We start from the raw sequence: 22,674 nt of genomic DNA on the forward strand, positions 1-22,674 counted from the left end.
GACCGCCTGGGCTGATATCCGATATATCAGCCCAGGCGACCTCAGCCCAGCTGAGCGTTGACGACGGCCTCGACGTCTTCGCGCCGACTCAGTCCCAGTGCACCGCCGAGCGCCGCCGTCAACGCGTCGAACGGGTCGACGACGTCGACGTCGTCCATTGCCACGGCCAGCGCCTCGACGCTCCACACGTCGCTCTCGTCGCCGACTCGCGGCCCGAGCGACCACCCCTGGTTGACCGCGACCGACCCGCCGCGCACCGACAGCACCTGCCCGGTGAGCGGGCACCCGTCCCCGGCGAGATAGGTGACGACGGGCGCGACCACCTCCGGCCCGGTCATGCGCTCCCCCGCCGGCACGCCGGCCGTCAGCCGGGTCCGCACCATCGACGGACTGACGCAGTTGACCCGCACCCCGAACCTCTTGAGCTCCAGAGCGTGCACGGTCGTCATCGCCGCGACGGCGGCGTTGGCCGCGGCGTAGTTCGACTGGGTGGGCAGGGGATTCAGCAGCCCGGACCCGGACGCGGTGTTCACGATCGCCCGGTCACTCCGCTCCCCGGCCTCGAACCGCTCCCGCCAGTACCGGGCGGCCCAGTGGCTGACCGCGAACGATCCCTTCACCTTGACCGCGACGACCCCGTCGAACTCCTCCTCGGTCAACGCCTCCATCCCCTTGTTGACCTCGGTGGCGGCGTTGTTGACCACGACGTGCAGGTCTCCGAACTCCGCGACGGCCAGCGCCACCATCCGCCGCGCCGCCTCCCAGTCCGCGACGCTCCCGGTGTCCGCCACGGCCCGCCCACCCCGCCTCCGGATCTCGTCGGCCACGGCTGCGGCGACCCCGGCATCCCCGCCCCGCCCGTCGATCCCGACCCCGGGGTCGTTCACCACGACGTTCGCCCCGGCCGCGGCCAGGTGCAAGGCCTCGGCCCGCCCGATCCCCCGCCCGGCTCCGGTCACCAGCACGGTCCGCCCGGCCACACCCATCGCAACCCCCAACGTTGACTACACTAGGCGCAAAACTACACCGAGTGCATCAATTTACGGGGTGCACTAACCTGCGCGCATGCCCGAAGGCCGTCGCGACCGCAAGAAACACGCCACCCGCCAGGCCCTGGTGGCCGCCGCGGTCCGCCTCTTCACCGAGCGGGGCTACGACAACACCAGCGTCGCCGACATCACCGACCTGGCCGACGTCAGCAAACGCACCTTCTTCCTCCACTTCCCCACCAAGGAGGACGTGCTCCTGGTCGACAGCGACACCCGCACGTCCCTGGCCGTGGCCGCCATCGCCGCTCACCCGACCCCGCGCGAGTCCCTGGCGGCGGCCGCCGATCACATGATCACGAACACCGCGGAGGGCGACCTGCCGTCCGGCCTGGCCGCCCTCCGCGCGGAACTGGTCGTGACCACCCCAGCCGTCCAGGCGCGCGTCCTGCACGCGACGTTCCAGGCCCAGACCCGGATCACCGCGGCCCTGCTCGCCGCCTATCCGGACGAGTTCGACGAGGTGACCGCGTCCGCCGCGGTCGGCGCGCTGGTGGGCGCCATCAGCGCCGCGGCCGTCACCAGCCTCAGCCGCGGCGACTCCCCCGCCGCCACCCTCGCCGCCCTGCACACCGCCACCGACGTGGCGCTGCGCTGCGTCACCCCCGGCAGCTGATCTCCATCCCGTCCTCGACGGGGAACGCGACGCTGACGTACCCGTTGGCCGGGTCCCGCACGTACTCGAGGTACCCGGCCATCGACTCCTGGTCGATGTCGTCGGCCACCACCAACGCCCCCGGCGCGAGCCGCGGCTCGAGGTCGCGCAGCACGGGCAGGCAGAGCTCCTTCCACCCGTCGAGCAGCACCAGGCCGATCGGCCCCTCGATCCCGGCCAGCGACCGCCGGGCGTCACCGGGCAACACCGTGGCGACACTCCCGAGCCCGGCGTCGTCCAGGTTCCTCCTGGCCGCCGCCACCTTCACCGCGGACATCTCGGTCCCGTAGACGTGCCCGCGCCCGTTGTCCCGGACAGCCGCCGCCAGGTAGAGCGTCGAGATGCCGAACGACGTGCCGAACTCCACCACGGTCTCCGGCCGGCAGGCCCGCACCAGCCCGTACAGCAGGTCGCCGCCCCGAGCGGAGATGGGCATGTAGACCGAGTCCAACGCGTCGGCCCGCTCCTGCGCGCCCGCCAACCGCAACTCCTCCCAGGGCGCCTCGAACCCCTCGTCCCCTTCCGCGGCCTCGAACAACCGCTCCAGCACTTCGCGAACCCGAACCTCGTGCAACGTGATCGTCATGGCCGCCAGAGTAGACGCAACGTTGCGTCTAGACTAGCCCCGGCTAAGGTACGCACGTGGGAGACAGGCGATGACCAGCGACACCGCACACCGCGGCAACAGGCACGGCCGCAGCGAGGAAGCCCGCCGAGCCGTCCTGGAGGCGGCCGACGACCTCCTGGCCGAAAAGGGCTTCGCCGGCGTGACCATCGAGGGCATCGCCGCCAGGGCCGGCGTCGCCAAGCAGACCATCTACCGCTGGTGGCCGTCCAAGGTCGACGTCCTGCTCGAAGCCTTCGCCGAGGACATGGCCGAACACCTCACCCCGGCCGACCACGGCGACCTGGCCACCGACCTCCGCGCCCACCTGGCCGCCCTGGCCGACTTCCTCACCACCTCGGACCCGGGCGCCGTCTTCCGCGCCCTCACCGGCCAGGCCCAGCACGACCCGGCCCTGGCCACCCGCCTGCGCGACGACCACCTGAGCCACCAGCGCACCCGAGACCGCCTCCCGCTGGAACGAGCCGTGGCCCGCGGCGACCTGCCGCCAGACCTGGACCTCGACGAGGCCGTGGACCACCTCGTCGGCCCGATCCACTACCGAGTCCTGGTCACCGGAGCCCCGGTCCCCCGCGCCTTCACCGACAACCTGGTGACGACCTTCCTGACCCGCCACCGATGATCACCACCGCCCGCCTGGACCTGCTCCCGCTGACCCCGGAGCACGCCACCGAGATGGCCACCGTCCTCGCCGACCCGGCTCTGCACACCTTCACCGGCGGCACCCCGCTCACCCCCGACGCCCTCCACACCCGCTACGAACGCCTGGCCGCCGGCTCCCCCGACCCGGCCGTGCGCTGGCTGAACTGGGTGATCCGCCTCCGGGGCGACAACCGCCTCACCGGCACCGTCCAGGCAACGATCACCGACGGAACCGCCGAGATCGCCTGGGTCGTCGGCACCCCGTGGCAGGGCCGCGGCATGGCCAGCGAAGCGGCTCAAGGCCTGGTCGCCTGGCTCCGCACCCAGCCGGTCCACACGGTGATCGCCCACATCAACCCGAACCACCACGCCTCCGCCGCCGTCGCCACCGCAGCCGGCCTCACCCCGACCGCCGACGTCCACGACGGCGAGGTCCGCTGGCTCCTCCGCCTCCCCTGACGGCAGCCGCCAACTAATACATCAGGCGCAATATATTAGTCGGCCATGCGCTCGCCGAGGCGCCGGGCAAGGTCGGCGACCTCGTCGTCCGGCACGTCCAGGACCCCGCGGGACGGCTCGAAGACGGCGATCTGCTGATCTTCGTAAGGCACTCCGGGCGGCAGCGGTGCGAGGTGCCAGTGGACGTGCCGGTTGGCCTGCTGGCTGCCGAGCGACACCACGTAGAGCCGCTCGACGGGCAGCAGTGAGCTCAGGGCGGTGCCTGCCCGGTGCACGACCCGTTGGATCGCCGCGTACTCGTCGGGAGTGAAGTCGGCGATGGCGTGCTCGCGGTGGTCGACCGGCGCCACCAGGAAGTGACCGACGACCGACGGGAACCTGCTCGCGAACACGATCGCGACGTCGTCCCGGTGAGCGACGTGGTGCGGGTAGTCCGGGTTGCCGGCGAGCAGTTCGCAGACGAAGCAGGCGCGGCGGGAGAGCGCGAGGTAGCTGTCGGAGTCCAACGGGACGCGGCTGGTCATGATCCAGCTGTACCGGAGGGCGCGCTGTTGACAGTTGCCGTTGCGAAATATCGGGGAGGAGTGACGGACATATGCCGCCGAGGAGTTGTCCGTCCCCAGGAGAGGCCTCCGTTGAAACCTCATCTCCCCCTCGCCGCCGCCGGCCTCGTGCTGGCCGCGGTCCTGAGCGGCGTCACCCCCGCCGCCGCGACCACGTCCGACACGAGCACCCGCACCGGCCAGGCAACCGCCCGGCAGCAGTGGATCACCCTCATCACGGGCGACCAGGTGCTGACCGACGACAGAGGCAGGCCGCTGCAGTTCAAGGCCGCGCCAGGCCGTGAGCACATCCCGGTCTCCACGAGAGAGGACGGCGCGCACCTCTACGCCGTGCCCGCCGACGTGGAGCCGCTGATCGCCGAGGGCCGGGTCGACCGGCGTCTGTTCGACGTCGCGTTGCTGAGCAGGCCCGAGTACGCGAAGCACGACGGCCTGAAGGTGCTCGTGTCGCAGGGTTCCGGGCTGGCCGCCGCACGGTCGTTCAGCCGCATCGGCGTGGACGCCGTCACGGTCACGGCCAAGTCCGCCCAGGACGTGTGGACGTCGCTGACGAGCACCAACGCCCGAAGTCGGCAAACAACCGTTTGGCTGGACGCGGTGCGCAAGGCGGCGCTCGACCGCAGCACCGCCCAGATCGGCGCGCCCCAGGCGTGGCAGGCCGGGCTCGACGGCACGGGCGTGAAGATCGCCGTGCTCGACACCGGCGTCGACAACACACACCCCGACCTCGCCACGCAGGAGATCGCGGAACGCAACTTCACCGACTCCCCCGACAACCAGGACCGCGTCGGGCACGGCACGCACGTCGCGTCCATCGCGGCCGGCACCGGGGCGAAGTCGGGCGGGAAGTTCCGGGGCGTGGCGCCGGGCGCGCGCATCCTCGACGGCAAGGTGCTCGGCGACGACGGCTCCGGCTACGAGTCGGGCATCCTCGCGGGCATCGAGTGGGCGGTCGAGCAGCAGGCGGACGTCGTCAACATGAGCCTCGGCGGCGACGACGGCCCGTTGCTCGACCCGATGGAGGTCCTGATCAACCGGCTCTCCCAGGAGACGGGCACGTTGTTCGTCATCGCGGCGGGCAACGCGGGGCCGAACTCCGTCGGTTCTCCCGGCAGTGCGGACGCCGCGCTGACCGTCGGCGCCGTGGACCGCGACGACAAGCTCGCGGGCTTCTCCAGCACCGGCCCGCGCAACGGTGACGGCGCCATCAAGCCGGACATCACCGCTCCGGGCGTCGGCATCGGCGCCGCGGCGGCGGGCAGGCTCGGCGAGACCAGGCCCAGCCCGGCCGAGGGGTACATCTCGCTCGACGGCACGTCGATGGCCACCCCGCACGTCGCGGGCGCGGCGGCGATCCTCGCCCAGCACCACCCCGACTGGCGCGGCGAGCAGATCAAGGCCGCGCTGATGGCGTCGGCCAAGCCGGGCGCGCACACCCCGTTCGAGCAGGGCGCCGGACGCACCGACGTCGCCAAGGCGACCAACCAGTTGGTCACTTCCGGCTCGGTCTCGTTCGGCACGGCGCTGTGGCCGCACCACGACGACGTCCCCGTCACCAAGAACGTCGTCTACACCAACCAAAGCAACCAACCGGTCAGTCTGACGCTCAAGGTCGACACCACGGCGCCGCAGGGCTTCTTCACACTCAAGGACGCCACCCTGACCGTGCCCGCGCACGGCACGGCCACCACCACTCTGACCGCTGACACCAAGATCGGCGGCGACGCGTCCGGCACGTTCAGCGCGTACATCAACGCGAGCGGCGGCGGCCAGTCCGTGACGACCCCTGCGGCCGTGACGCGCGAACCCGAGCGCTACAGCCTCACGATCAAGACGATCGGCCGTGACGGCAAGCCCGCCGCGAACTGGGGCGCGAGCCTGCAGGGCGTCACCGACGAGGCGAAGGGCGCCTTCGCCGGACTCGGCACCGGCCTGGAGACCCTGCGCGTGGCCAAGGGCCGCTACCTGCTCAACGGCCACGAGTGGGTCCGCCCCGACCAGCCGAACCCGTACTACACCTGGTTCAACGGCACGAACATCGACATCACCGCGGACACCACGATCACGCTCGACGCCCGCCAGGCCAAGCCCGTCGACATCGGCCTGCCCGGCAAGCCCACCGAGCGGCACTCCTACATCCGCGTCGGCCACAAGGTCCCGGACATGGAGTACGGCTTCGGCCTGCTGGGCGTGCCGCTGAACCTGCTGAGCACCGCCCACGTCGGCCCCGAGGGCAGGTCCGGCGAGATGAACGAGCTGGTCATCGCCTCCTACACCGGCGCGGACCGCGAGGAGTTCCACGTCGTCGACCAGAACACCACGCTCACGAAGTTCTGGACGGGCTACCGCAAGCAGCTCAAGCAGAAGGACCTCGTGACCATCGAGGCCTCGGCGGGCACCACGGCTCCCGACCGCACCGGCTACCTGCACGCCCAGGCCGAGGTGGGCGACAGCCCGTTGTTCGGCGTCGCGTTCGGCCACGCCCTGCCGCACACGCGCAAGCTGAACCTGCACTCCCCCGACAACACCTGGAGCCTGCGCTTCGAACAGGACCATGGCGAGGCCTCCGAGGCCTACTGGAACTCGCCGAACGAGCAGTTCAAGCCGGGCCGCACCTACAAGAAGACGTTCAACACCGGCGTCTTCGGCCCGCTGCTGACCGACGAACGCCGGGTCGGCCTCTTCCGCGACGGCGACATCCTGTTCGGCAGCCTGCCGTTCTTCGCCGACGGGCAGGGCCGCTCCGGCGGTTCGGTCGTCGACGCGGGCTCGACCGTGCTCAAGCGCGGAGGCGAGGTCATCGACTCCACCGACCGCCCGCTCGACCTGGAGACGTTCTTCTCGCTGCCCGCGACGCCCGGCCGCTACGAGCTGACCACCACCGCGACCCGCTCGGGTGTCGCGGCGATCAGCACCTCGGTCACCACGACGTGGGGCTTCGACTCGGCGACGACCTCAGCCGTCACGCAGGTGCCGTTGTCGATGGTCCGGTTCACCCCGGAACTCGCCCTCGACGGAACCCTGCCCGCGCACCGGTTCCAGCGAATCCCGCTGACCGTCCAGGGCAAGACGAGGTCGTTGTCCGCGCAGGTGTCCTACGACAGGGGCGCGACCTGGCAGAAGGTGCTGGTCGTCGGCAACGCGGCCTACGTGGTCAACCCCGGCCGCGGCGGCAGCGTCTCGCTGCGCGCCACGGCGACGGGCAAGGGCGGTGACTCGATCACCCAGACGGTGATCAACGCCTACCTGACCAGGTAGTCCTGGCGACGGCGGTGCGCCCTCGGGACGCACCGCCGTTCACCGCCCGGGGAACGCCTCGTCGTAGACCGCCCGCAGCCCGGGTTCGTCGGGACCGCTGTACCCGCAGCCCATCACCCGCAGGTCGCTCGCCGCGACGAGGTACCGCCGTCCGACCTCGGGCTCGAACCCGGCCAGCACCGGCGCGGTCGCGGTGTTCCTGACCTCGACGAGATCGGCCTCACCGACCCACGCCCGATGCACCTGCAACGTCACGACGGTGCCCTCGATCTTCAGCACGGTCGCCTCGAACGCCATCTGCGCGCGCTCCCGGAGCACCGCCGCCTCGGGCGCGCGGCACCGGACCTCCGGATCGACCGGCCCGTCCGCGAGCACCGCGACCGTGGTCTTCCGCCCGTCGGACGAGGTCGTGGTCGGCGCCGGAGCGGTGGTGGTGCTGGTCGTGGGCGGCAAGCTCGTGGTCAGCCGCCCACCGCTGGTGTCCGGCAGCCCCGACCCGTTCTCCAGCCCGGGCTGCGTCGACGTGGGCAACGCGACGTCCGGCCGGGACACCGGCTCTTCCCCACCACCGCTGAACACCAGCACCCCGACCACCACGGCGACGACCGCCGCCGCCCCGACGAGCACCGGCAACCGCCGCGAGGCGAACCGGGGCGCCGCCGGAACCGAGGGCCTGGCGAGCAGCCTGCGCGCCTCGTCGTCGGGCAACGGCCGCAACGAGGCGGCGGGGTCGGCGCGGCGCATCCGGTCGCGCAGGTCGTCGTCGGTCATGGCCGCTCTCCTTCCGCCTGCTCGTCCAGCAGGGACTTCAACCTCCGGCGCGCCCGGTGCAGGCGGATGCTGACCGCGTTGGCGCTCATCCCGACGACCAGGGCGATCTCCGCGGGCCCGAGCTCCTCCCACGCCCAGAGCCGCACGAGTTCAGCGTCCACCGCGGACAACCGCGCGAGCGCCCTGGCCAGCCCCGGATCGGGGTCATCACGAGCGGGTGCGTGCTCGGGCGGTCTCGCCAGCTGCCAGATCCGCACGAGCAACCGGTCCTGCCGCCGCCGAGCCCGTTCCGCGTTGGCGAGGCAGTTGCGCGCCACGGTGTACGCCCACGCGAGCGGCTCGGCCGGCATCTCGGCCCGCCGCCGCCAGGCCACCAGCAACGTCTCGGACAGCACGTCGTCCGCGGTCGCCGCGTCGGTCCGGCGCGCGAGGTACCGGCGCAGCGGCTCGATCAGCTCCTGCGCGACGGCGTCGAAACCCGTCCGGCGCGGTTCCACGTCCACCTGCTCCACCCCGGGACATGTCCGGCAGGACGCCCGGTCTTTCACCCTGGACGGATCAGTTCGGGAGGTACGGCTCCGTGCCTTCTCCGAGCCGCTCACGCGACACCTGTGCGTGCGCGAGCCGCCGCACCGCCTTGAGGACGGTGTCCCCGATCAGCGTGCCCACGACCATCGCCTCGATGACGTCGTCGGGCGAGCTGTGCCGGGTGACGTACTCGAGGTCCGCCCGAGCGATGATCTTCAGCCCCTCCAGGTAGGGGTCGAGCAGCTCGTGGATCCGGTCGTGGCCGACCGACCGGGCCGAGGACAGCGCGGCCGCGAGCATGTGGGTCACGTTCGACTCGGTGACGTCGACGCACTCGGTCTGGCCGTTGCGCGTGAAGAACGCCTGGACGTCCGCGACCGCCAGCGGGTCGAGCTCCACCGGGCTCGGGTGGCTGATGGCCTCCTGGACGGCGCCGAGCTTGTTGTGCAGCGACTCGTCGTGCGTGTCGATGGCGCCGAGCACGTCACGCACGGAGGCGATCGACAGACCTCCGACGTCCATCAGGGCCCGGACCAGGCGCAGCCGCCGCAGGTGCTCGTCGTCGTAATGAGCCTGGTTCGGGCTGGTCAGCACGCCGGCGGGCAGCAGTCCCTCACGCAGGTAGTACTTGATCGTCGGCACCGGGACGCCGCTCTTCTTCGAAAGCTCGCCAACACGCATATGGATAGTGTACCTTCCCGTTTATCGATAGTGGAGAGCTCCACTATCCATTCTACGCAGGGGGTTCCGATGCTGAAGGCCATGCAGAACTGGCACCGCCCATTAGTCGTCTTCGGGTGGGCGATGGTGGCGCTGATCCCGATCGCGCTCGTCGGACTCCTGGTCGACGACCGCACGGTGATGAACTCGCCGATCTGGCTCAAGCCGTTCAAGTTCGCCGTGTCGCTCGCGCTCTACTCGTTCACGCTCGCGTGGCTGCTCACGTTCCTGCGGCGGTTCCAGCGCGTCGGCTGGTGGGCGGGCACGGTGCTGACGGTGGCCGGCGCGGCCGAGATGGTCGTGATCGTCGGCCAGGTGATCCGCGGCAAGCGCAGCCACTTCAACTTCGAGACGCCGCTCGACACCGCGCTGTTCTCGATCATGGGCTCGACGATCGTCGTGCTGTGGGTGACCCACGCGATCGTCGCGATCCTGCTGTGGCGCACGGACATCGAGGACAAGGCGTTCTCCTGGTCCATCCGGCTCGGGCTCGTGATCTCGTTCCTGGGCCTCGGCGTCGGCTTCCTGATGACCAGCCCGAAGCCCGGCCAGGCGCTCGACGGCGACACGCTCGGCTCGCACACGATCGGCGCGGCCGACGGCGGCGCCTACATGGCGGTCACCGGCTGGAGCACCGAGCACGGCGACCTGCGCATCGGCCACTTCGTGGGCATGCACGCGCTCCAGGTCCTCCCCCTGCTGATCCTGCTCGCGGGCCGCTGGGCCAACGCGCGCCTCGCGTGGGTCATCAGCGGCGGCTACCTCGGCTTCACGCTGCTCACGACCTGGCAGGCGCTGCGCGGGCAGGCGTTGGTCAAGCCGGACGCGCTGACGCTGATCGTCGCCGCCGCCATCGTCGTCGCGACCGCGCTCGGCGTGGCGTGGGCGCGGCAGACGCCGAAGAACACCAAGAAGGAGTACGTGCTCGCATGACCGCCGTTCTGTTCGACCTGACGTTCCTGGTGGCAGCGCCGTTCTGGGCGCTGATGATCCTCGCGCCGAACTGGTCGTGGACGAGGAAGATCGCCGAGTCGTACCTGATCGTGCTGCCGCCGGCCCTGATCTACGTCGTGCTGCTGATCCCCGAGTTGTCCACGGTGCTGCCGCTGGTCACCCGGCCCGAACTCGGACCGCTGGCGGAGTACCTGGCCACTCCCGCCGGCACCGCGCTGGTGTGGGCGCACATGCTCGCGTGGGATCTGTTCGTCGGGCGCTGGATGTACCTCGAGGGGCGCCGGCTCGACGTCCACCCGCTGGTCATGGCACCCGTTCTGGTGATCACGATCCTGCTGGCGCCGGTCGGGTTGCCGCTGTTCCTGATCATCCGCAAGGTGTGTGACACAACCAACAGGGGTACCGCAGTGGTTACTGGCCAGTAACTAGGGCTAGAGTTGGCGTTACCGACCGGTAGGGATGTCGCGCAGCCCGACCCGGTAGTGGACAGAGTTGTCACCACAAGTGGAGGAGACGCCGTGGCCGCACCAGCAGCGCCGGCACGCGTTCGGAACGTGGTCTTCGTCGACGGCGTCCGGACGCCGTTCGGCAAGGCCGGCCCCAAGGGGATTTTCGCCGAGACCCGTGCCGACGACCTGATCGTCAAGGTCATCCGTGAGCTGCTGCGCAGGCACCCCGAGCTGCCGCCGGAGCGGGTCGACGAGGTCGCGATCGCCGCGACCACGCAGATCGGCGACCAGGGCCTCACGCTCGGCCGCACCGCGGCACTGCTCGCGGGCCTGCCGAAGTCGGTGCCCGGCTACTCGATCGACCGCATGTGCGCGGGCGCGATGACCGCCGTGACCACGGCCGCGAGCGGCATCGCGTTCGGCGCCTACGACATCGCCATCGCGGGCGGCGTCGAGCACATGGGCCGGCACCCGATGGGCGAGGGCGTCGACCCGAACCCGCGCTTCCTGTCGGACCGGATCGTCGACACCAGCGCTCTCGTCATGGGCCAGACCGCGGAGAACCTGCACGACCGGTTCCCGCACATCACCAAGGAGCGCACGGACGCCTACGCGGCCAACTCCCAGGCCAAGTACGCCGACGCGCTCAAGAACGGCAAGATCGGGCCGGAGCTCGTGCCCGTCGCGACCCGCTCCGCGGAGAACGGCTGGGGCCTCGCGACGGCCGACGAGCCGCCGCGTCCGGGCACCACGGTCGAGGACCTCGCGAAGCTCAAGACGCCGTTCCGCCCGCACGGCCGGATCACCGCGGGCAACGCGGCCGGTCTGAACGACGGCGCGACCGGCTGCATCCTCGCCGAGGAGGAGACCGCGCGCGAGCTCGGCCTGCCCGTCGGCATGCGGATGGTCGGCTACTCGTTCCTGGGTGTCGAGCCCGAGGTCATGGGCATCGGCCCGGTTCCGGCCACGGAGAAGGCACTGCAGCGCGCCGGTCTGTCCATTGAGGACATCGGCCTGTTCGAGGTGAACGAGGCGTTCGCGATCCAGGTGCTCGCGTTCCTCGACCACTTCGGCATCTCTGACGACGACCCCCGCGTGAACCAGTGGGGCGGCGCCATCGCGACCGGCCACCCGCTGGCCTCGTCCGGTGTGCGTCTGATGACGCAGCTGTCGCGTCAGTTCGCCGAGCGTCCGGACGTTCGCTACGGCCTCACCACCATGTGCATCGGCATCGGCATGGGCGGGACCGTCATCTGGGAGAACCCGAACTGGAGTGGCAAGTGACCATCACCGCTGAGGAAGCAAAGGCGATCTTCCCCGACGAGGTCGTCACCGTTGCCAAGACCCGTCTGATCTCCGTACCGGGCCTCGAGAAGCCGGTCGCGTTCATCACGATCGACAACGGCCTGGACCACACGCGTCCGTCGACGTTCGGCCCGCAGTCGCTGGTGTCGCTCGGCGCCGCCTTCGACGAGGCCTACGCCGCGAAGCCCGCCGCCATCGCGGTGACGGGCAAGCCGTTCATCTTCGCCGTCGGCGCCGACCTGTCGGGCGTCGAGGAGACCGGGGACCGCGCGCAGGGCGTGATGATCGGCAAGCTCGGTCACGACGTCTTCAAGAAGTTCACCGACTCGGACGTCCCGACCTTCGCCTTCGTCAACGGCGCGGTCATGGGCGGCGGGCTCGAGCTCGCGCTGTCGTGCCACTACCGCACGCTGGCCTCGAACGCGGCCGCGATCGCGCTGCCCGAGGTGTTCCTGGGTCTGTTCCCGGGCTGGGGCGGCACGCAGCTGCTGCCGAACCTGATCGGCGCCAACGACGCCGTGACGGTGATCTTCGAGAACGCGTTGAACCAGAACAAGATGCTCAAGCCGAAGGAAGCTCTCGCGCTGGGCATCGCGGACGTGCTGTTCGACTCCGCCGACTACCTGGAGCAGTCGCTGCTGTGGCTGTCCGGTGTCGTGCGCGGCGAGATCTCCGTGCCCCGCAAGGAGATCGACCGCGGTGACGCGTGGGACGCGGCCGTGGCACGCGCCAAGGGCATCGTGCACGGCAAGACCAAGGGCGCGGCGCCCGGTGCCCAGAAGGCGCTGGAGCTGCTGGAGCTGGCGCGCGAGAACGACCTGGACAAGGGCTACGCCGCCGAGACCGAGGGCCTCGCGGACCTCATCATGAGCGACGAGCTGCGGGCCGGCCTGTACTCGTTCAACCTGGTGCAGAAGCGGGCGAAGCGACCGGCGGGCGCGCCCGACAAGTCGCTGGCGCGCAAGGTCACCAAGGTCGGTGTCGTCGGCGCGGGCCTGATGGCCTCGCAGATGGCGCTGCTGTTCATCCGCCGCCTGCACGTGCCGGTCGTGCTGACCGACATCGACCAGGCGCGCGTGGACAAGGGCGTCGGCTACGTCCACGCCGAGATCGACAAGCTGGCGGGCAAGAAGCGGATCTCGCCGGACGAGGCGAACCGCTTGAAGGCCCTGGTGTCGGGCTCGCTCGACAAGGCCGCGTTCTCCGACGCCGACTTCGTGATCGAGGCCGTGTTCGAGGACCTCGCCGTCAAGCAGCAGGTGTTCGCCGAGGTCGAGGAGCACGTCTCCGCCGAGGCGATCCTGGCCACGAACACGTCGTCGCTGTCCATCACGGACATGGCGTCGAAGCTCAAGCACCCCGAGCGGGTCGTGGGCTTCCACTTCTTCAACCCGGTCGCGGTCATGCCGCTGCTGGAGATCGTGCGCGCCGAGCAGACCGACGACGCGACGCTCGCGACGGCGTTCTCGATCGGCAAGCAGCTCAAGAAGTCCTCGGTGCTCGTGAAGGACGCGCCCGCGTTCGTCGTGAACCGCCTGCTGACCCGCTTCATGGGCGAGGTCATCAAGTCGGTCGACGAGGGCACGTCGTTCGAGGTCGCCGACAAGGCCACCGAGCCGCTGGGCCTGCCGATGTCGCCGATGATCCTGCTGCAGCTGGTCGGTTCCGCCGTCGCGCTGCACGTGTCGGAGACGATGCACGGCGCGTTCCCCGACCGCTTCTCGGTGTCGGAGAACATGAAGAAGTTCGTCGCCGCCGGCAAGGGCGCGGTGTGGCAGTGGGACTCGGCGGGCGCGCAGACCGTCGACCCCGAGGTCCTCGCCCTGTGGAACTTCGGTGACGCGCCGCTGACCGGCGACGAGGTGAAGAACCGCGCGCTGGAGGCGTTGGCCGAGGAGATCCGGATCATGCTCGACGAGGGCGTGGTCGCGGAGGCGCAGGACATCGACCTGTGCATGATCCTGGGCGCCGGGTGGCCGTTCTGGCTGGGCGGCATCACGCCGTACCTGGACCGCACGGGCATCTCGGAGAAGGTCACGGGCAAGCGTTTCCTGGCGCCGGGTGTGGCGTCGGTGCCCGCCTAGTCCGCTGTGGTCGAAGCCCCGGTTCCTCCTCGACGGAGCCGGGGTTTCTTCATGCCGCGAGAAGCCCGGAACAGGCAGTGGTGCCTGCCCGCTAGGCCTCCGGCACCATCTGAGGCTGGTGCAGCTCCGCCTTGCCGGCCTGGCAGATGAAGTAGGCGTCGATGTTCGTCGCGCGCAACGTCACCTCGGAGCCCGCCACCAGTTCCCGGTAGCGCGGCAGGTCCGGCAGGCCGAGGGCGACGGTGTCGAACGGGTGGGTCTGGCGCAGCATCAGCGACCTGCGCAGCGCCTCACCGAACGCCCAGCGGGGTGCTTCGTCGTCCTGGGGAACCTCGACCAGCGCGCCTTCGAGGTGACGCTCAAGCGCGGCTCGCACGTGGTCCGCCGTGCCCCACGTCGCGATGTCCGTGACAGTCATGTGTGAGGTATCGGGATGAAACGCCGGATCATTAGCCGTTCGGACGTCCCGATCGGGTCGAATTCGAAATTCACGCGCCGGTAACGGGCGGAAATGATCTCATCGGGGCATGCCTCGTCCCGCGATCCTGCTGGACGTCGACGGCCCGCTGAACCCGTTCCTGGCGAAGCCGACCCGGCGCCCGGCCGGCTACACCACGCACCGGATCACTCCGTTCGGCTTCTTCCGGCCGTTGCGCGTGTGGCTGGACCCGTCCCACGGCCCGTGGCTGCTCTCGCTCGCCGCCACCGTCGACGCCGACCTGGTGTGGGCGACGACGTGGGAACGCGAGGCGAACGAGTTCATCGGCCCGCGCCTCGGCCTGCCCGAGCTGGAGTGGGTCGACTTCGGCGGACGCGGCTCCGACCACGCGGACGGCCTGCACGGCAAGGTTCCGGCGATCACCGAGTGGGCGGGTACGCGGCCGATCGCGTGGCTGGACGACGAGTTCCAGCGCCGTGACACCGAGTGGGCCGCGGCACGGCCGGACACGCTGCTGGTGCCCGTCGACCCGCGCAAGGGCCTCGGCATCGACCACCTGGAACGCGTCAGGGCGTTCCTCGCTGGTGCAGGGCGATCTCCGCGAACTCCTGCACCCGCGCGACCGTGATGCCCTCGCGCTGTTCGACGGCGAGCGGGTGACCCGTCGGTTCGAGCTCGATCAACGGCCGCACACCGAGTTCCTGCGTGTGCAGCTTGGTCTTGAGGTTGACGGTCGGGTACTCGTAGCCGGGCAGCGCCGTCGACAGCCAGCCGAAGTACGGCGGCTCGTCCACCCGCGCCGGTTCGTCGAAGACGTCGAGCATGCGCTGGTAGTTCGCGGGCGAGAGCGACACCCACACGCCCCACTCCAGGTCCTCCTCGGCGTCGCGCACGGGCAGCACGATCCGTCCGCGCGCGAAGAAGTGCTCGTTCCCGATCACGCACTGCTCCCCGGCGAGGAAGCTGCCGGGCAGCCCGGCGACCTCCTCCGACCAGTACACCGGCGCCGGCATCGAGTAGGCGAACGGCAGCCCGTCGTGCACCTCACCGCAGCACGAGCAGCTGAACCCCAGCGCAGTCATGCCGGGAGCCTAGAACGACGATCTCCGTTCACCTCGCCCACCTACCCTCGCGGCCGTGCCAACGGTCGCGATCACCACGAAGCGCAAGGCCTGCCTGGCGGCCGAGTACGTCGCCGTCTTCTTCGGCCTGGCCCTGCTCTACTCCCTGCTGGCCCGCGGCACGAGCCCGATCCCAGTGCTGCTGGTCCTGGGCGGCGCGAGCGTCGCGTACCTGCTGCGGTCCAGGACGTTCGACCGCAGGTCGCTGTGGCGCGCCGAGGCCGTGCGGCTCAGGCCGATCCTGACGTTGTGGGCCCTGGCGGCCGCCGCCGCCATCGCGGTCGTGGCGGTGGCGTTCCCGGCGCGGCTGTTCGAGCTCCCGCGTGAGCAACCGCTGCTGTGGCTGGCGGTGATGGTGTTCTACCCGCTGCTCAGCGTGTACCCGCAGGAGCTGGTGTTCCGCGCGTTCCTGTTCGAACGCTACGGCCAGGCGTTCGGCGCGTGGACGGTCGCGGCGAGCGCGGCGGCGTTCGGGTTCGTGCACATCATCTTCGGCAGCTGGGTGTCGGTGGTGCTGTCGGCGGTGGGCGGCTGGCTCTTCGCCACCCGCTACCAGCGCACGCGTTCACTGCTCGCGGCGTCGGTCGAGCACGCCCTCTACGGCGTGCTCGTGTTCACGGTCGGTCTCGGCCAGTACTTCTTCCACGGCGCTCAGACCTGACGGATCGGCACGACCTCCACGAGCCGTTCGACGTCCTTGAAGTCCTTGACGTTCATCGTCAGGACCGGCACCCCGGCGACCGCCGCCGTGGCCGCGATCTGCAGGTCCATCCGGCGGGGCCGCGGACTGCGCCCGGCCCGCCGCACCAGGGAGGCCATCTGCCCGTAGACCTTGGCCTCCTCGACCCCGAACGGCAGCACCTCGAACGTCTGCAGCGCCGCGTAGTACCGCTCGGTGCGCGCGAACCGCTCGACCGGATCCTCGGTGTCGAGCCCGAAGGCCAGCTCCGCGATCGTCACGGCACTCAAGTACGGCTGGGCGTTGACGTAGTCGCCCAGGTTCGCCCGCTCCAACCTGATCAGCACACAGGTGTCGAGCAGACAGCTCAGCTGCGCCACGGGTCGTCCAGGGGGTCGTCGGCACCGAAGACGGCGTCGGCCGCGCGCCGGTCGGCCTCCCAGCGGTCGGCGTCGACCGACGGCAGGGTGCCGAACAGCACCTGCACGTCCCCGAGAGGCGGCCTCGACACGGCCTCCTCTCGGTACGGCGAGAGCTGGGCGACGGGCTTGTTGTTGCGGGTGACGACGAAGCTCTCACCCGCCTCGACGCGCCGCATGATCTCCGCGTTGTCGTTGCGGAGCTCACGCTGGCCGATGGCTTTGAGCTGCTGCATGCCACCAAGGTAGCACCAAACCGAAATAAGTGCTACAGAGGCGCTACGGACGTCGGAGCCTACACCCGCGCCCGAACATCTGCGCCGCAACAATTTGACGCCGTCAGTCGATCCTGGTCATGAGAAGCATGATCCGACGTCGCGAGGAGCATCGGTGCCCGGCCTGGACGAACTCAACAAAGCGCTGCGCGACCACGCCAAGCCGGACTTGACCGCCGAAACGCAACTGGCCGACCGCGAACGCACGGAGGTGCTCGCCGACTACCCGCTGACGGCGTGGAACTCACTCCCGATCGAGCGCTTCGCCGTCGGCACCGGACAGCCGTCGTTCTGCGACATGCTGGAGGACCGGACGCCGCACCTCGGCACCATCAAAGGTGGCAGCTTCGCGAGGCACGTCATCTTCCGACGTGAGCGCACGCAGGACTGGTTCGTCTCAGGTAGTCGCGTTGGCGTGTCACCAGACCGGTCCTGGGCCGTCTTGAACGACGCCTTCACCGAAGCGCTGCTCTTGGGAGAGTTCGAGACGGCACCGTTGCTGCGGCATGGGCAGTCGCTCGTCACCAAGGCGCTGCACATCTACCACCCGCAAGAGTTCCTCCCTCTGTACTCAGCACAGGACCTCCGCGAACTCATCCGCCTCTTCGGAGACATTCCGACACCGAACGGGCTCGTGTGGGAGCTCAACCGTCAGTTGAAGGACCTCGTCGACTACCACTCCGTTCTCAGCCGTTGGACCTACAAGGAGGTTGTCAGCTTCTTGCTCGACCACTTCCGGGCTGCTGAGGCGGCCAAGACCGTGGTCAAGATCGCTCCCGGCCGCACCGGCCGATACTGGGACGAGTGCCTTAGGGACGGCGTGATCCGGGTCGGCTGGGACCAGGTGGGCGACCTCAGGCAGTACACCACCGGCGCGGAACTCACTGCGGCACTAAGCGAGGAGTACCCAGACAAGACGGACCGTTCGCACCGGACTAGCGCGACCAGGCTGTTCCGCTACTTTCGCGATCTGCCGGTCGGCGCGAAGATCATCGCGAACCAGGGCAAGTCGAAGGTGCTCGCTGTCGGCACCGTCACTGATCGCGGTTACCGCTACGACGCCGGCCTCGACCACTACCGGCACACCGTCGCGGTCGACTGGAACACCGCGTACGCGCAGAATCTCGACGCTCCGGTCGGCGCTTGGGTGCGCACCTTCGCACCAGTGCAGGCGGCGTTGTGGAACGCGATCCGCGCGAAAGCTCCTGACGGATCGACTCAGCCGGCTCCCCTGCCCAAGGACGTCGAAGACGTCATCCACGGATTGGAGCGTAAGAACCAGGTGGTGCTGTTCGGGCCGCCTGGCACAGGCAAGACCCGCCTGGCGTTCGCGGCCGCGACGCAGTTCGCGGGCGACCGAGTCACCCACACGACCTTCCACCCGTCTTACGGCTACGAGGATTTCGTCCTGGGCTACCGACCGTCCGAGAAGGACGGTGAGGACGGCCTGACGCTGACGCTTGCGGAGGGCGTGTTCCATCAGGTCTGCGACGCGGCGGCGGACGAACCGGGACACAGGCACGTGCTGGTGATCGACGAGATCAACCGCGCGGACCTGCCAAGGGTGCTGGGTGAACTGGTCACCTACCTCGAGAAGGACAAGCGAGGTAGGAAGTTCCAGCTCTCCACCGGCAGCAGGACGTTCAGCGTCCCGCCGAACGTCTTCATCATCGCCACTATGAACACCGCCGACCGAAGCGTCTCACACCTGGACGCGGCGATCCGCAGGAGATTCGAGTTCCAGCCGGTCCGCCCGGACTACGAGGTGGTCGCGGGAGCGGTCGGACCACTCGATCTCGCCGCATTCCTGGAGGACCTCAACACGAGGATCGCCGAGCACCTCAGCACCGACCACGAGATCGGCCACGCGTTCCTCCTGCGCGATGACAAACCACTCGACGACGAACGTGACGTCCACTCGGTGTACTTCCATGATCTGGTGCCGTTGCTCGAGGACTACACGAACAACGACCAACACCTCCTCACCCTGATCCTCGGAACCGCCAGGGTCGGTTCGGAGACCGCACCGGCAGACCTGCTGGAGGTCCTCGCCAAGGAGTTCGGCGCGGATGCGGACGCCGATGCCAACAGTTGAGATCCGTGAGCAGCAGGCGACACAGCTGGGGTTCCCTCTCACCGCGGCGGATCTCCAAACGTTCGAGGATCCCCTGCTGCGGAAGTACTTCACCCCGCGGCTTACCTCGAAGGGCACCGAGCTCAAGGTCACAAAGGTGATCGGCCTCCTGCGACTCGCCAATGCCGACCTTGTGATCACCCCCAAGGTCCCGGTGAGCGGCTCGATGTTGCTTCACTGGCTGCACTACGCGGTGAACGGAGACCACCCGATCTTGCCGCGATCGCGACACTGGGACTCAGCGGGCGACTACTTCCCGGACATGGTCGTGCAGGCACTGCTGGAGGAGTGCCGCAAGCTGTTGCGGGACCAACTGCACAAGGACTACCAGCGGCGAGAGGTCATCGAGCCGACCGTACGCGGGCGCCTCGACGTCACGCGACAGGTGACGCACCGGTACGGAATGCTCGATCGATTGCACGTCCACACGTTCGACCGCACCTCGGAGATCTGGGAGAACGAGGTGTGCGGAGCCGCGCTTCGGCACGCCGCCAAGACCGCCAACGACCCGAAGCTGCGCCAGCAGGCCAGGCAACTCGCGGCGAAGTTCCCTTCCTGCAGCTCTGAACGGGCCCGGTCGGCACTCGCGCGAGCTCGGCACCATCTGCTCAACCTCAGGTATCGCGCCGCTCACACCTGGGCTGAGGTCGTGCTCCGGGCCGGCGGCGTGTCGGACCTGTTCCTGCCGCGCGAACTGGTCGGCGACTCCCACCTGTTGGTGATCGAGCAGCTCTGGCAACGAGTTGTGCACAGGATGGCGGGCAGTCTGCCGAAGATCGACGGCGTCAAGATCCACCGCAACCGCGGCCGTCAGGTGGCCAACTTCAGCCCGGACGCGCTCGTGGCGACATCAACGGGGCATGTCGCGGCTGACGCGAAGTGGAAGAACTACGACGACGCCATGGTCAGCCGCGATGACATCCACCAACTGCTTACCTACGCGAATGCCTACCAGCCCTCCGATCCTCGGGCCGTCATCGTCTACCCGTCCGCCCTGCCAACGGCGTGGCACACGATCGACGTCAAGCACCTGGGCAGCCGGATCGCCTCTATCGACGTGGTCGGAGTGGATGTGACAGTTCGGCCAGAAGTCAGCGCGACCATTCTGCGAGAGCGCTTCCACAGCTAAGCTGTTCAGATATGAGAACGATTCGCGTCTTGGCTCCCCTGCTCCTGGCCGCGAGTCTCGTGGCTCCCGTGCAAGCGCACGCGGAGGAGGCGGCCTGGACCGGCCCCCTCAGCACCCGAGGCCGGTGGATCGTCGACGCCCACGGCGACCGCTTCAAGCTCAAGTCCGGCAACTGGCACGGTGCGAGCGGCACCTACACCGGTTCCGGCGACATCAACGACCCCGCCAACCACCACTCCGGCGAGAAGGCCGACCAGGTGCCGCTCGGCCTCGACCGCGCGTCGATGGCCACGATCATCAGCGGCTTCAAGGAGATCGGCGTCAACAGCATCAGGCTGCCGTTCTCCAACCAGATGATCAAGGACACCAACCCCGTCAACGGCCTGAAGGACGCGCAGCTCAACGGCAAGCGGCCGCTCGAGGTCTACGACGCGGTCGTGGCCGAACTGACGCGCAACAACCTCGCCGTCATCCTCAACAACCACACCACGACGTCGCGCTGGTGCTGCGGGGTCGACGGCAACGAGCGCTGGAACACCAGCCAGAGCACCGACCAGTGGATCAACGACTGGGCGTTCATGGCCGACCGCTACAAGGCCAACAAGCGCGTCGTCGGCGCCGACCTCTACAACGAGGTGCGCCGCAACGTCTGGGACGACCCGAACTGGGGCTGGGGCAACGACCACGACTGGCACAAGGCCTCGCAGCAGGCCGCGGACCGGCTTCAGCAGACGGCTCCGGACCTGCTCGTGATCGTCGAGGGCATCAACTGGACGGGCATCCCCGTCGACGGCTTCGCGCACGGCCGGCCGACGCTGGAGCCCGCGCGGTTCCTCAGCCACACGCTCGCCAACCCCGAGAAGCTCGTGTACTCGGCCCACTTCTACGGGTACACGGGGCCGAACCACAGTGGCGCCACGGGAATCGGCGAGACGACCGACCCGCGCTACCAGGACCTGTCGCCGCAGGAGCACATCAACGTGCTGCAACGGCAGGCGTTCTTCATCACCGAGGCGCAGAAGCACTTCACCGCGCCGTTGTGGATCAGCGAGTTCGGTGTCGGCGGCCGCAACGAGAACAACCCCAAGGCACGCGACTGGTTCGAGCGGTTCGTGAACCAGCTGGTCGCGAACGACACGGACTTCGCCTACTGGCCGCTGGTCGGTTTCCACACCAACCGCGGCGGCAACGGATGGGCGTTGCTGCACTGGGACGCCAACGGCAACCGCATGGGCGTCAACGACGGCGACGACTGGCGGGCCGGCGCGTGGAACCGTCTCGTGAACGCACCGAGCCGCACCGGCCAGGTGCCGCGCGAGACCCGGTGGAACCAGCTGCTCAAGGAATCGTGCCCGCAGAGCGAGAAGCTGGTCGGCATCAGCCACACCGGCAACCGCGGCCTCTGCGTCAGCGGTCCACAGTGGAGCAACACGACCCGCGTCACCAACGAGCAGCACGTCACGAACGACTGGGCGTCCGGCTACACGAAGCTCCAGTGCCCGCAAGGCAACGCCGCCGTCGGCTACGCGAACTTCACGCTGATCTGCGCGCCGGTCGCCCAGGGCAACCAGACCCGCGTGCTCTGGTTCGACCGGGGCGACAACCGGCCGGACCAGGGCGGTGACTGGGCGAACGGCCACTACAAGGGGCAGTGCGCCCAGGACGAGCACATCGCCGGTGTCGCCTACAACTGGCGCAGGACGCCGGACGCGTTGCTCTGCCGGAAGTGAAGTCCGAAGTGCTCTAGGAAGGCGGCCGCAGGATCGTCGACGGGATCGTCGGTCTTGTGGCCGTTCTTCGTGACCACGATCTTCTTGTCGGTCACGGTGATCCGCCCGTCCGGGGTGGCGATGGTCGCCCGCGGCGCCACCCGGAAGTTCGACTCGGGCCCGGTCTGCTGCCACCAGCAGGCCGGAACGAAGTCCGACAGCTCCCGCGGCCGCCGGTCGATCCGGTAGCGCGGCACGTCGCCGTTGTGGACCTCGACGTCGTCACCGTGATCCACCAGCGTGAAGACGCCCGCCGGGTCCGCCTGTTCCTCGCGCGAGTCCCAGCGCAGCGGGTGCAGCGCGAACGCCCCGAACCCCACGTCGCAGAGCCACTCACCGTCCACGAGCAACGTCAGGTGGGCGAACGGGTAGCCGAGCCTGCCGTCCTCGCCGAACACCCGCGCGGCCAGCAGGTCGACGTGATGTCCCAGGTGCCGCAACAACTCCGCGAACAACCCGTTGAGCTCGTAGCAGAACCCGCCGCGCCGCTGCACCACGATCTTGTCGTGCAGCCACGGGATCTCCAGCACGATCCGGGTGTCCATGTGCGTGTAGAGGTTCTCGAACGGAACGCTCATCAGGTGCCGTTCGTGCAGCTCCGCCAACGAAGAGGACCTCGTGGCGCCGATGCGCTGAAGGTAGTCGTCCAC

24 protein-coding genes are annotated in these 22,674 nt (G+C 69.3%); 13 read left to right on the forward strand and 11 right to left on the reverse strand.

Annotation, left to right across the window (positions count from 1 at the left end):
- Positions 1-41: 41 nt before the first annotated feature.
- Positions 42-998 (reverse strand): SDR family NAD(P)-dependent oxidoreductase, encoded by a 957-nt coding sequence (locus tag ACFWNN_RS35215; protein WP_382444271.1) that lies wholly within the window; start codon positions 996-998, stop codon positions 42-44.
- A gap of 67 nt (positions 999-1,065) precedes the next feature.
- On the opposite strand from ACFWNN_RS35215, the gene ACFWNN_RS35220 reads away from it, so the two are divergent.
- Positions 1,066-1,662, forward strand: coding sequence for a TetR/AcrR family transcriptional regulator (locus ACFWNN_RS35220; protein ID WP_382444272.1), 597 nt, complete (start codon positions 1,066-1,068; stop codon positions 1,660-1,662).
- Here the strand turns inward: ACFWNN_RS35220 and ACFWNN_RS35225 are convergent.
- Positions 1,646-2,287 carry an O-methyltransferase gene (locus ACFWNN_RS35225; protein ID WP_382444273.1) on the reverse strand — a complete coding sequence of 214 codons (642 nt, stop codon included), beginning with the start codon at positions 2,285-2,287 and terminating at the stop codon, positions 1,646-1,648. The two genes, ACFWNN_RS35220 and ACFWNN_RS35225, sit on opposite strands and share 17 nt — an antisense overlap.
- A 70-nt stretch (positions 2,288-2,357) precedes the next feature.
- On the opposite strand from ACFWNN_RS35225, the gene ACFWNN_RS35230 reads away from it, so the two are divergent.
- Together ACFWNN_RS35230 and ACFWNN_RS35235 are read left to right on the forward strand one after the other, a co-directional pair.
- Positions 2,358-2,948, forward strand: coding sequence for a TetR/AcrR family transcriptional regulator (locus tag ACFWNN_RS35230; RefSeq protein WP_382444274.1), 591 nt, complete (start codon positions 2,358-2,360; stop codon positions 2,946-2,948).
- Positions 2,945-3,427, forward strand: coding sequence for a GNAT family N-acetyltransferase (locus tag ACFWNN_RS35235; protein ID WP_382444275.1), 483 nt, complete (start codon positions 2,945-2,947; stop codon positions 3,425-3,427). Before ACFWNN_RS35230 ends, ACFWNN_RS35235 begins: the two co-directional genes overlap by 4 nt.
- A gap of 35 nt (positions 3,428-3,462) precedes the next feature.
- Here ACFWNN_RS35235 and ACFWNN_RS35240 read toward each other — a convergent pair whose 3' ends face one another.
- A complete protein-coding gene (locus tag ACFWNN_RS35240) occupies positions 3,463-3,951 on the reverse strand; it encodes an HIT family protein (protein ID WP_382444276.1) in 489 nt (162 codons plus the stop codon).
- A gap of 111 nt (positions 3,952-4,062) precedes the next feature.
- On the opposite strand from ACFWNN_RS35240, the gene ACFWNN_RS35245 reads away from it, so the two are divergent.
- On the forward strand, positions 4,063-7,248 hold the full coding sequence (locus tag ACFWNN_RS35245; RefSeq protein WP_382444277.1) for a S8 family serine peptidase: 3,186 nt from the start codon (positions 4,063-4,065) through the stop codon (positions 7,246-7,248).
- Between the two features lie 39 nt (positions 7,249-7,287).
- Here ACFWNN_RS35245 and ACFWNN_RS35250 read toward each other — a convergent pair whose 3' ends face one another.
- From ACFWNN_RS35250 to ACFWNN_RS35260, 3 genes are read right to left on the reverse strand one after another with little or no spacing between them, the layout of a single operon-like run.
- On the reverse strand, positions 7,288-8,019 hold the full coding sequence (locus ACFWNN_RS35250; RefSeq protein WP_382444278.1) for a hypothetical protein: 732 nt from the start codon (positions 8,017-8,019) through the stop codon (positions 7,288-7,290).
- Entirely contained in the window at positions 8,016-8,522 is a 507-nt protein-coding gene (locus ACFWNN_RS35255; RefSeq protein WP_382444279.1) for an RNA polymerase sigma factor, read from the reverse strand. The genes ACFWNN_RS35250 and ACFWNN_RS35255 overlap by 4 nt, the downstream gene beginning before the upstream one ends.
- Before the next feature lie 55 nt (positions 8,523-8,577).
- A complete protein-coding gene (locus ACFWNN_RS35260; protein ID WP_382444280.1) occupies positions 8,578-9,228 on the reverse strand; it encodes a MerR family transcriptional regulator in 651 nt (216 codons plus the stop codon).
- A 69-nt stretch (positions 9,229-9,297) separates the two neighbouring features.
- Between ACFWNN_RS35260 and ACFWNN_RS35265 the strand changes: the two genes are divergently transcribed.
- The 4 genes from ACFWNN_RS35265 to ACFWNN_RS35280 all read left to right on the forward strand — a co-directional run bounded on the left by ACFWNN_RS35265 (position 9,298) and on the right by ACFWNN_RS35280 (position 14,059).
- Entirely contained in the window at positions 9,298-10,200 is a 903-nt protein-coding gene (locus ACFWNN_RS35265; RefSeq protein WP_382444281.1) for a hypothetical protein, read from the forward strand.
- Positions 10,197-10,646, forward strand: coding sequence for an ABA4-like family protein (locus tag ACFWNN_RS35270; RefSeq protein WP_382444282.1), 450 nt, complete (start codon positions 10,197-10,199; stop codon positions 10,644-10,646). The genes ACFWNN_RS35265 and ACFWNN_RS35270 overlap by 4 nt, the downstream gene beginning before the upstream one ends.
- Positions 10,647-10,739: 93 nt before the next feature.
- Positions 10,740-11,954, forward strand: coding sequence for a thiolase family protein (locus tag ACFWNN_RS35275; protein WP_382444283.1), 1,215 nt, complete (start codon positions 10,740-10,742; stop codon positions 11,952-11,954).
- Positions 11,951-14,059, forward strand: coding sequence for a 3-hydroxyacyl-CoA dehydrogenase NAD-binding domain-containing protein (locus tag ACFWNN_RS35280; protein WP_382444284.1), 2,109 nt, complete (start codon positions 11,951-11,953; stop codon positions 14,057-14,059). Before ACFWNN_RS35275 ends, ACFWNN_RS35280 begins: the two co-directional genes overlap by 4 nt.
- A 91-nt stretch (positions 14,060-14,150) precedes the next feature.
- Here the strand turns inward: ACFWNN_RS35280 and ACFWNN_RS35285 are convergent, their stop codons facing one another.
- Positions 14,151-14,477, reverse strand: a complete 327-nt coding sequence (locus ACFWNN_RS35285) for a hypothetical protein (RefSeq protein WP_382444285.1) — start codon at positions 14,475-14,477, stop codon at positions 14,151-14,153.
- Between the two features lie 109 nt (positions 14,478-14,586).
- Here ACFWNN_RS35285 and ACFWNN_RS35290 point away from each other — a divergent pair, with 109 nt between their 5' ends.
- Complete coding sequence (locus tag ACFWNN_RS35290; RefSeq protein ID WP_382444286.1) at positions 14,587-15,126, forward strand: HAD domain-containing protein; 540 nt, start codon at positions 14,587-14,589, stop codon at positions 15,124-15,126.
- Here ACFWNN_RS35290 and ACFWNN_RS35295 read toward each other — a convergent pair.
- Positions 15,065-15,580: a DUF2199 domain-containing protein gene (locus ACFWNN_RS35295; RefSeq protein ID WP_382444287.1), complete on the reverse strand. Its 516-nt coding sequence runs from the start codon at positions 15,578-15,580 to the stop codon at positions 15,065-15,067. The genes ACFWNN_RS35290 and ACFWNN_RS35295 overlap by 62 nt on opposite strands.
- A gap of 55 nt (positions 15,581-15,635) precedes the next feature.
- On the opposite strand from ACFWNN_RS35295, the gene ACFWNN_RS35300 reads away from it, so the two are divergent.
- Positions 15,636-16,280 carry a CPBP family intramembrane glutamic endopeptidase gene (locus ACFWNN_RS35300; protein WP_382444288.1) on the forward strand — a complete coding sequence of 215 codons (645 nt, stop codon included), beginning with the start codon at positions 15,636-15,638 and terminating at the stop codon, positions 16,278-16,280.
- On the opposite strand, the gene ACFWNN_RS35305 is transcribed toward ACFWNN_RS35300, so the two are convergent.
- Both ACFWNN_RS35305 and ACFWNN_RS35310 read right to left on the reverse strand, forming a co-directional pair.
- Positions 16,271-16,678: a type II toxin-antitoxin system VapC family toxin gene (locus tag ACFWNN_RS35305; RefSeq protein ID WP_382444289.1), complete on the reverse strand. Its 408-nt coding sequence runs from the start codon at positions 16,676-16,678 to the stop codon at positions 16,271-16,273. The two genes, ACFWNN_RS35300 and ACFWNN_RS35305, sit on opposite strands and share 10 nt — an antisense overlap.
- Positions 16,666-16,953: a type II toxin-antitoxin system Phd/YefM family antitoxin gene (locus ACFWNN_RS35310; protein ID WP_382444290.1), complete on the reverse strand. Its 288-nt coding sequence runs from the start codon at positions 16,951-16,953 to the stop codon at positions 16,666-16,668. Before ACFWNN_RS35310 ends, ACFWNN_RS35305 begins: the two co-directional genes overlap by 13 nt.
- Positions 16,954-17,107: 154 nt before the next feature.
- On the opposite strand from ACFWNN_RS35310, the gene ACFWNN_RS35315 reads away from it, so the two are divergent.
- Genes ACFWNN_RS35315 through ACFWNN_RS35325 form a run of 3 tightly spaced genes read left to right on the forward strand, consistent with a single transcriptional unit; the run spans position 17,108 to position 21,985 of the window.
- Positions 17,108-19,087: an McrB family protein gene (locus ACFWNN_RS35315; protein WP_382444291.1), complete on the forward strand. Its 1,980-nt coding sequence runs from the start codon at positions 17,108-17,110 to the stop codon at positions 19,085-19,087.
- On the forward strand, positions 19,074-20,255 hold the full coding sequence (locus tag ACFWNN_RS35320; RefSeq protein ID WP_382444292.1) for an McrC family protein: 1,182 nt from the start codon (positions 19,074-19,076) through the stop codon (positions 20,253-20,255). The genes ACFWNN_RS35315 and ACFWNN_RS35320 overlap by 14 nt, the downstream gene beginning before the upstream one ends.
- A gap of 29 nt (positions 20,256-20,284) precedes the next feature.
- Complete coding sequence (locus tag ACFWNN_RS35325) at positions 20,285-21,985, forward strand: glycoside hydrolase family 5 protein (protein WP_382444293.1); 1,701 nt, start codon at positions 20,285-20,287, stop codon at positions 21,983-21,985.
- Here ACFWNN_RS35325 and ACFWNN_RS35330 read toward each other — a convergent pair.
- Positions 21,940-22,674, reverse strand: a complete 735-nt coding sequence (locus ACFWNN_RS35330) for an arylamine N-acetyltransferase (protein ID WP_382444294.1) — start codon at positions 22,672-22,674, stop codon at positions 21,940-21,942. The genes ACFWNN_RS35325 and ACFWNN_RS35330 overlap by 46 nt on opposite strands.

The organism is Lentzea sp. NPDC058450 (assembly GCF_042721395.1).
In the GTDB taxonomy this organism is placed as follows: Bacteria; Actinomycetota; Actinomycetes; order Mycobacteriales; family Pseudonocardiaceae; genus Lentzea.

What these genes read in the sequence shown, in the direction of transcription:
- ACFWNN_RS35220 (WP_382444272.1), top strand. Translation starts at nt 1,066, where the DNA reads ATGCCCGAAGGCCGTCGCGACCGCAAGAAACACGCCACCCGCCAGGCC.
- ACFWNN_RS35225 (WP_382444273.1), bottom strand. Translation starts at nt 2,287, where the DNA reads ATGACGATCACGTTGCACGAGGTTCGGGTTCGCGAAGTGCTGGAGCGG.
- ACFWNN_RS35230 (WP_382444274.1), top strand. Translation starts at nt 2,358, where the DNA reads ATGACCAGCGACACCGCACACCGCGGCAACAGGCACGGCCGCAGCGAG.
- ACFWNN_RS35235 (WP_382444275.1), top strand. Translation starts at nt 2,945, where the DNA reads ATGATCACCACCGCCCGCCTGGACCTGCTCCCGCTGACCCCGGAGCAC.
- ACFWNN_RS35240 (WP_382444276.1), bottom strand. Translation starts at nt 3,951, where the DNA reads ATGACCAGCCGCGTCCCGTTGGACTCCGACAGCTACCTCGCGCTCTCC.
- ACFWNN_RS35250 (WP_382444278.1), bottom strand. Translation starts at nt 8,019, where the DNA reads ATGACCGACGACGACCTGCGCGACCGGATGCGCCGCGCCGACCCCGCC.
- ACFWNN_RS35260 (WP_382444280.1), bottom strand. Translation starts at nt 9,228, where the DNA reads ATGCGTGTTGGCGAGCTTTCGAAGAAGAGCGGCGTCCCGGTGCCGACG.
- ACFWNN_RS35265 (WP_382444281.1), top strand. Translation starts at nt 9,298, where the DNA reads ATGCTGAAGGCCATGCAGAACTGGCACCGCCCATTAGTCGTCTTCGGG.
- ACFWNN_RS35270 (WP_382444282.1), top strand. Translation starts at nt 10,197, where the DNA reads ATGACCGCCGTTCTGTTCGACCTGACGTTCCTGGTGGCAGCGCCGTTC.
- ACFWNN_RS35285 (WP_382444285.1), bottom strand. Translation starts at nt 14,477, where the DNA reads ATGACTGTCACGGACATCGCGACGTGGGGCACGGCGGACCACGTGCGA.
- ACFWNN_RS35290 (WP_382444286.1), top strand. Translation starts at nt 14,587, where the DNA reads ATGCCTCGTCCCGCGATCCTGCTGGACGTCGACGGCCCGCTGAACCCG.
- ACFWNN_RS35295 (WP_382444287.1), bottom strand. Translation starts at nt 15,580, where the DNA reads ATGACTGCGCTGGGGTTCAGCTGCTCGTGCTGCGGTGAGGTGCACGAC.
- ACFWNN_RS35310 (WP_382444290.1), bottom strand. Translation starts at nt 16,953, where the DNA reads ATGCAGCAGCTCAAAGCCATCGGCCAGCGTGAGCTCCGCAACGACAAC.
- ACFWNN_RS35320 (WP_382444292.1), top strand. Translation starts at nt 19,074, where the DNA reads ATGCCAACAGTTGAGATCCGTGAGCAGCAGGCGACACAGCTGGGGTTC.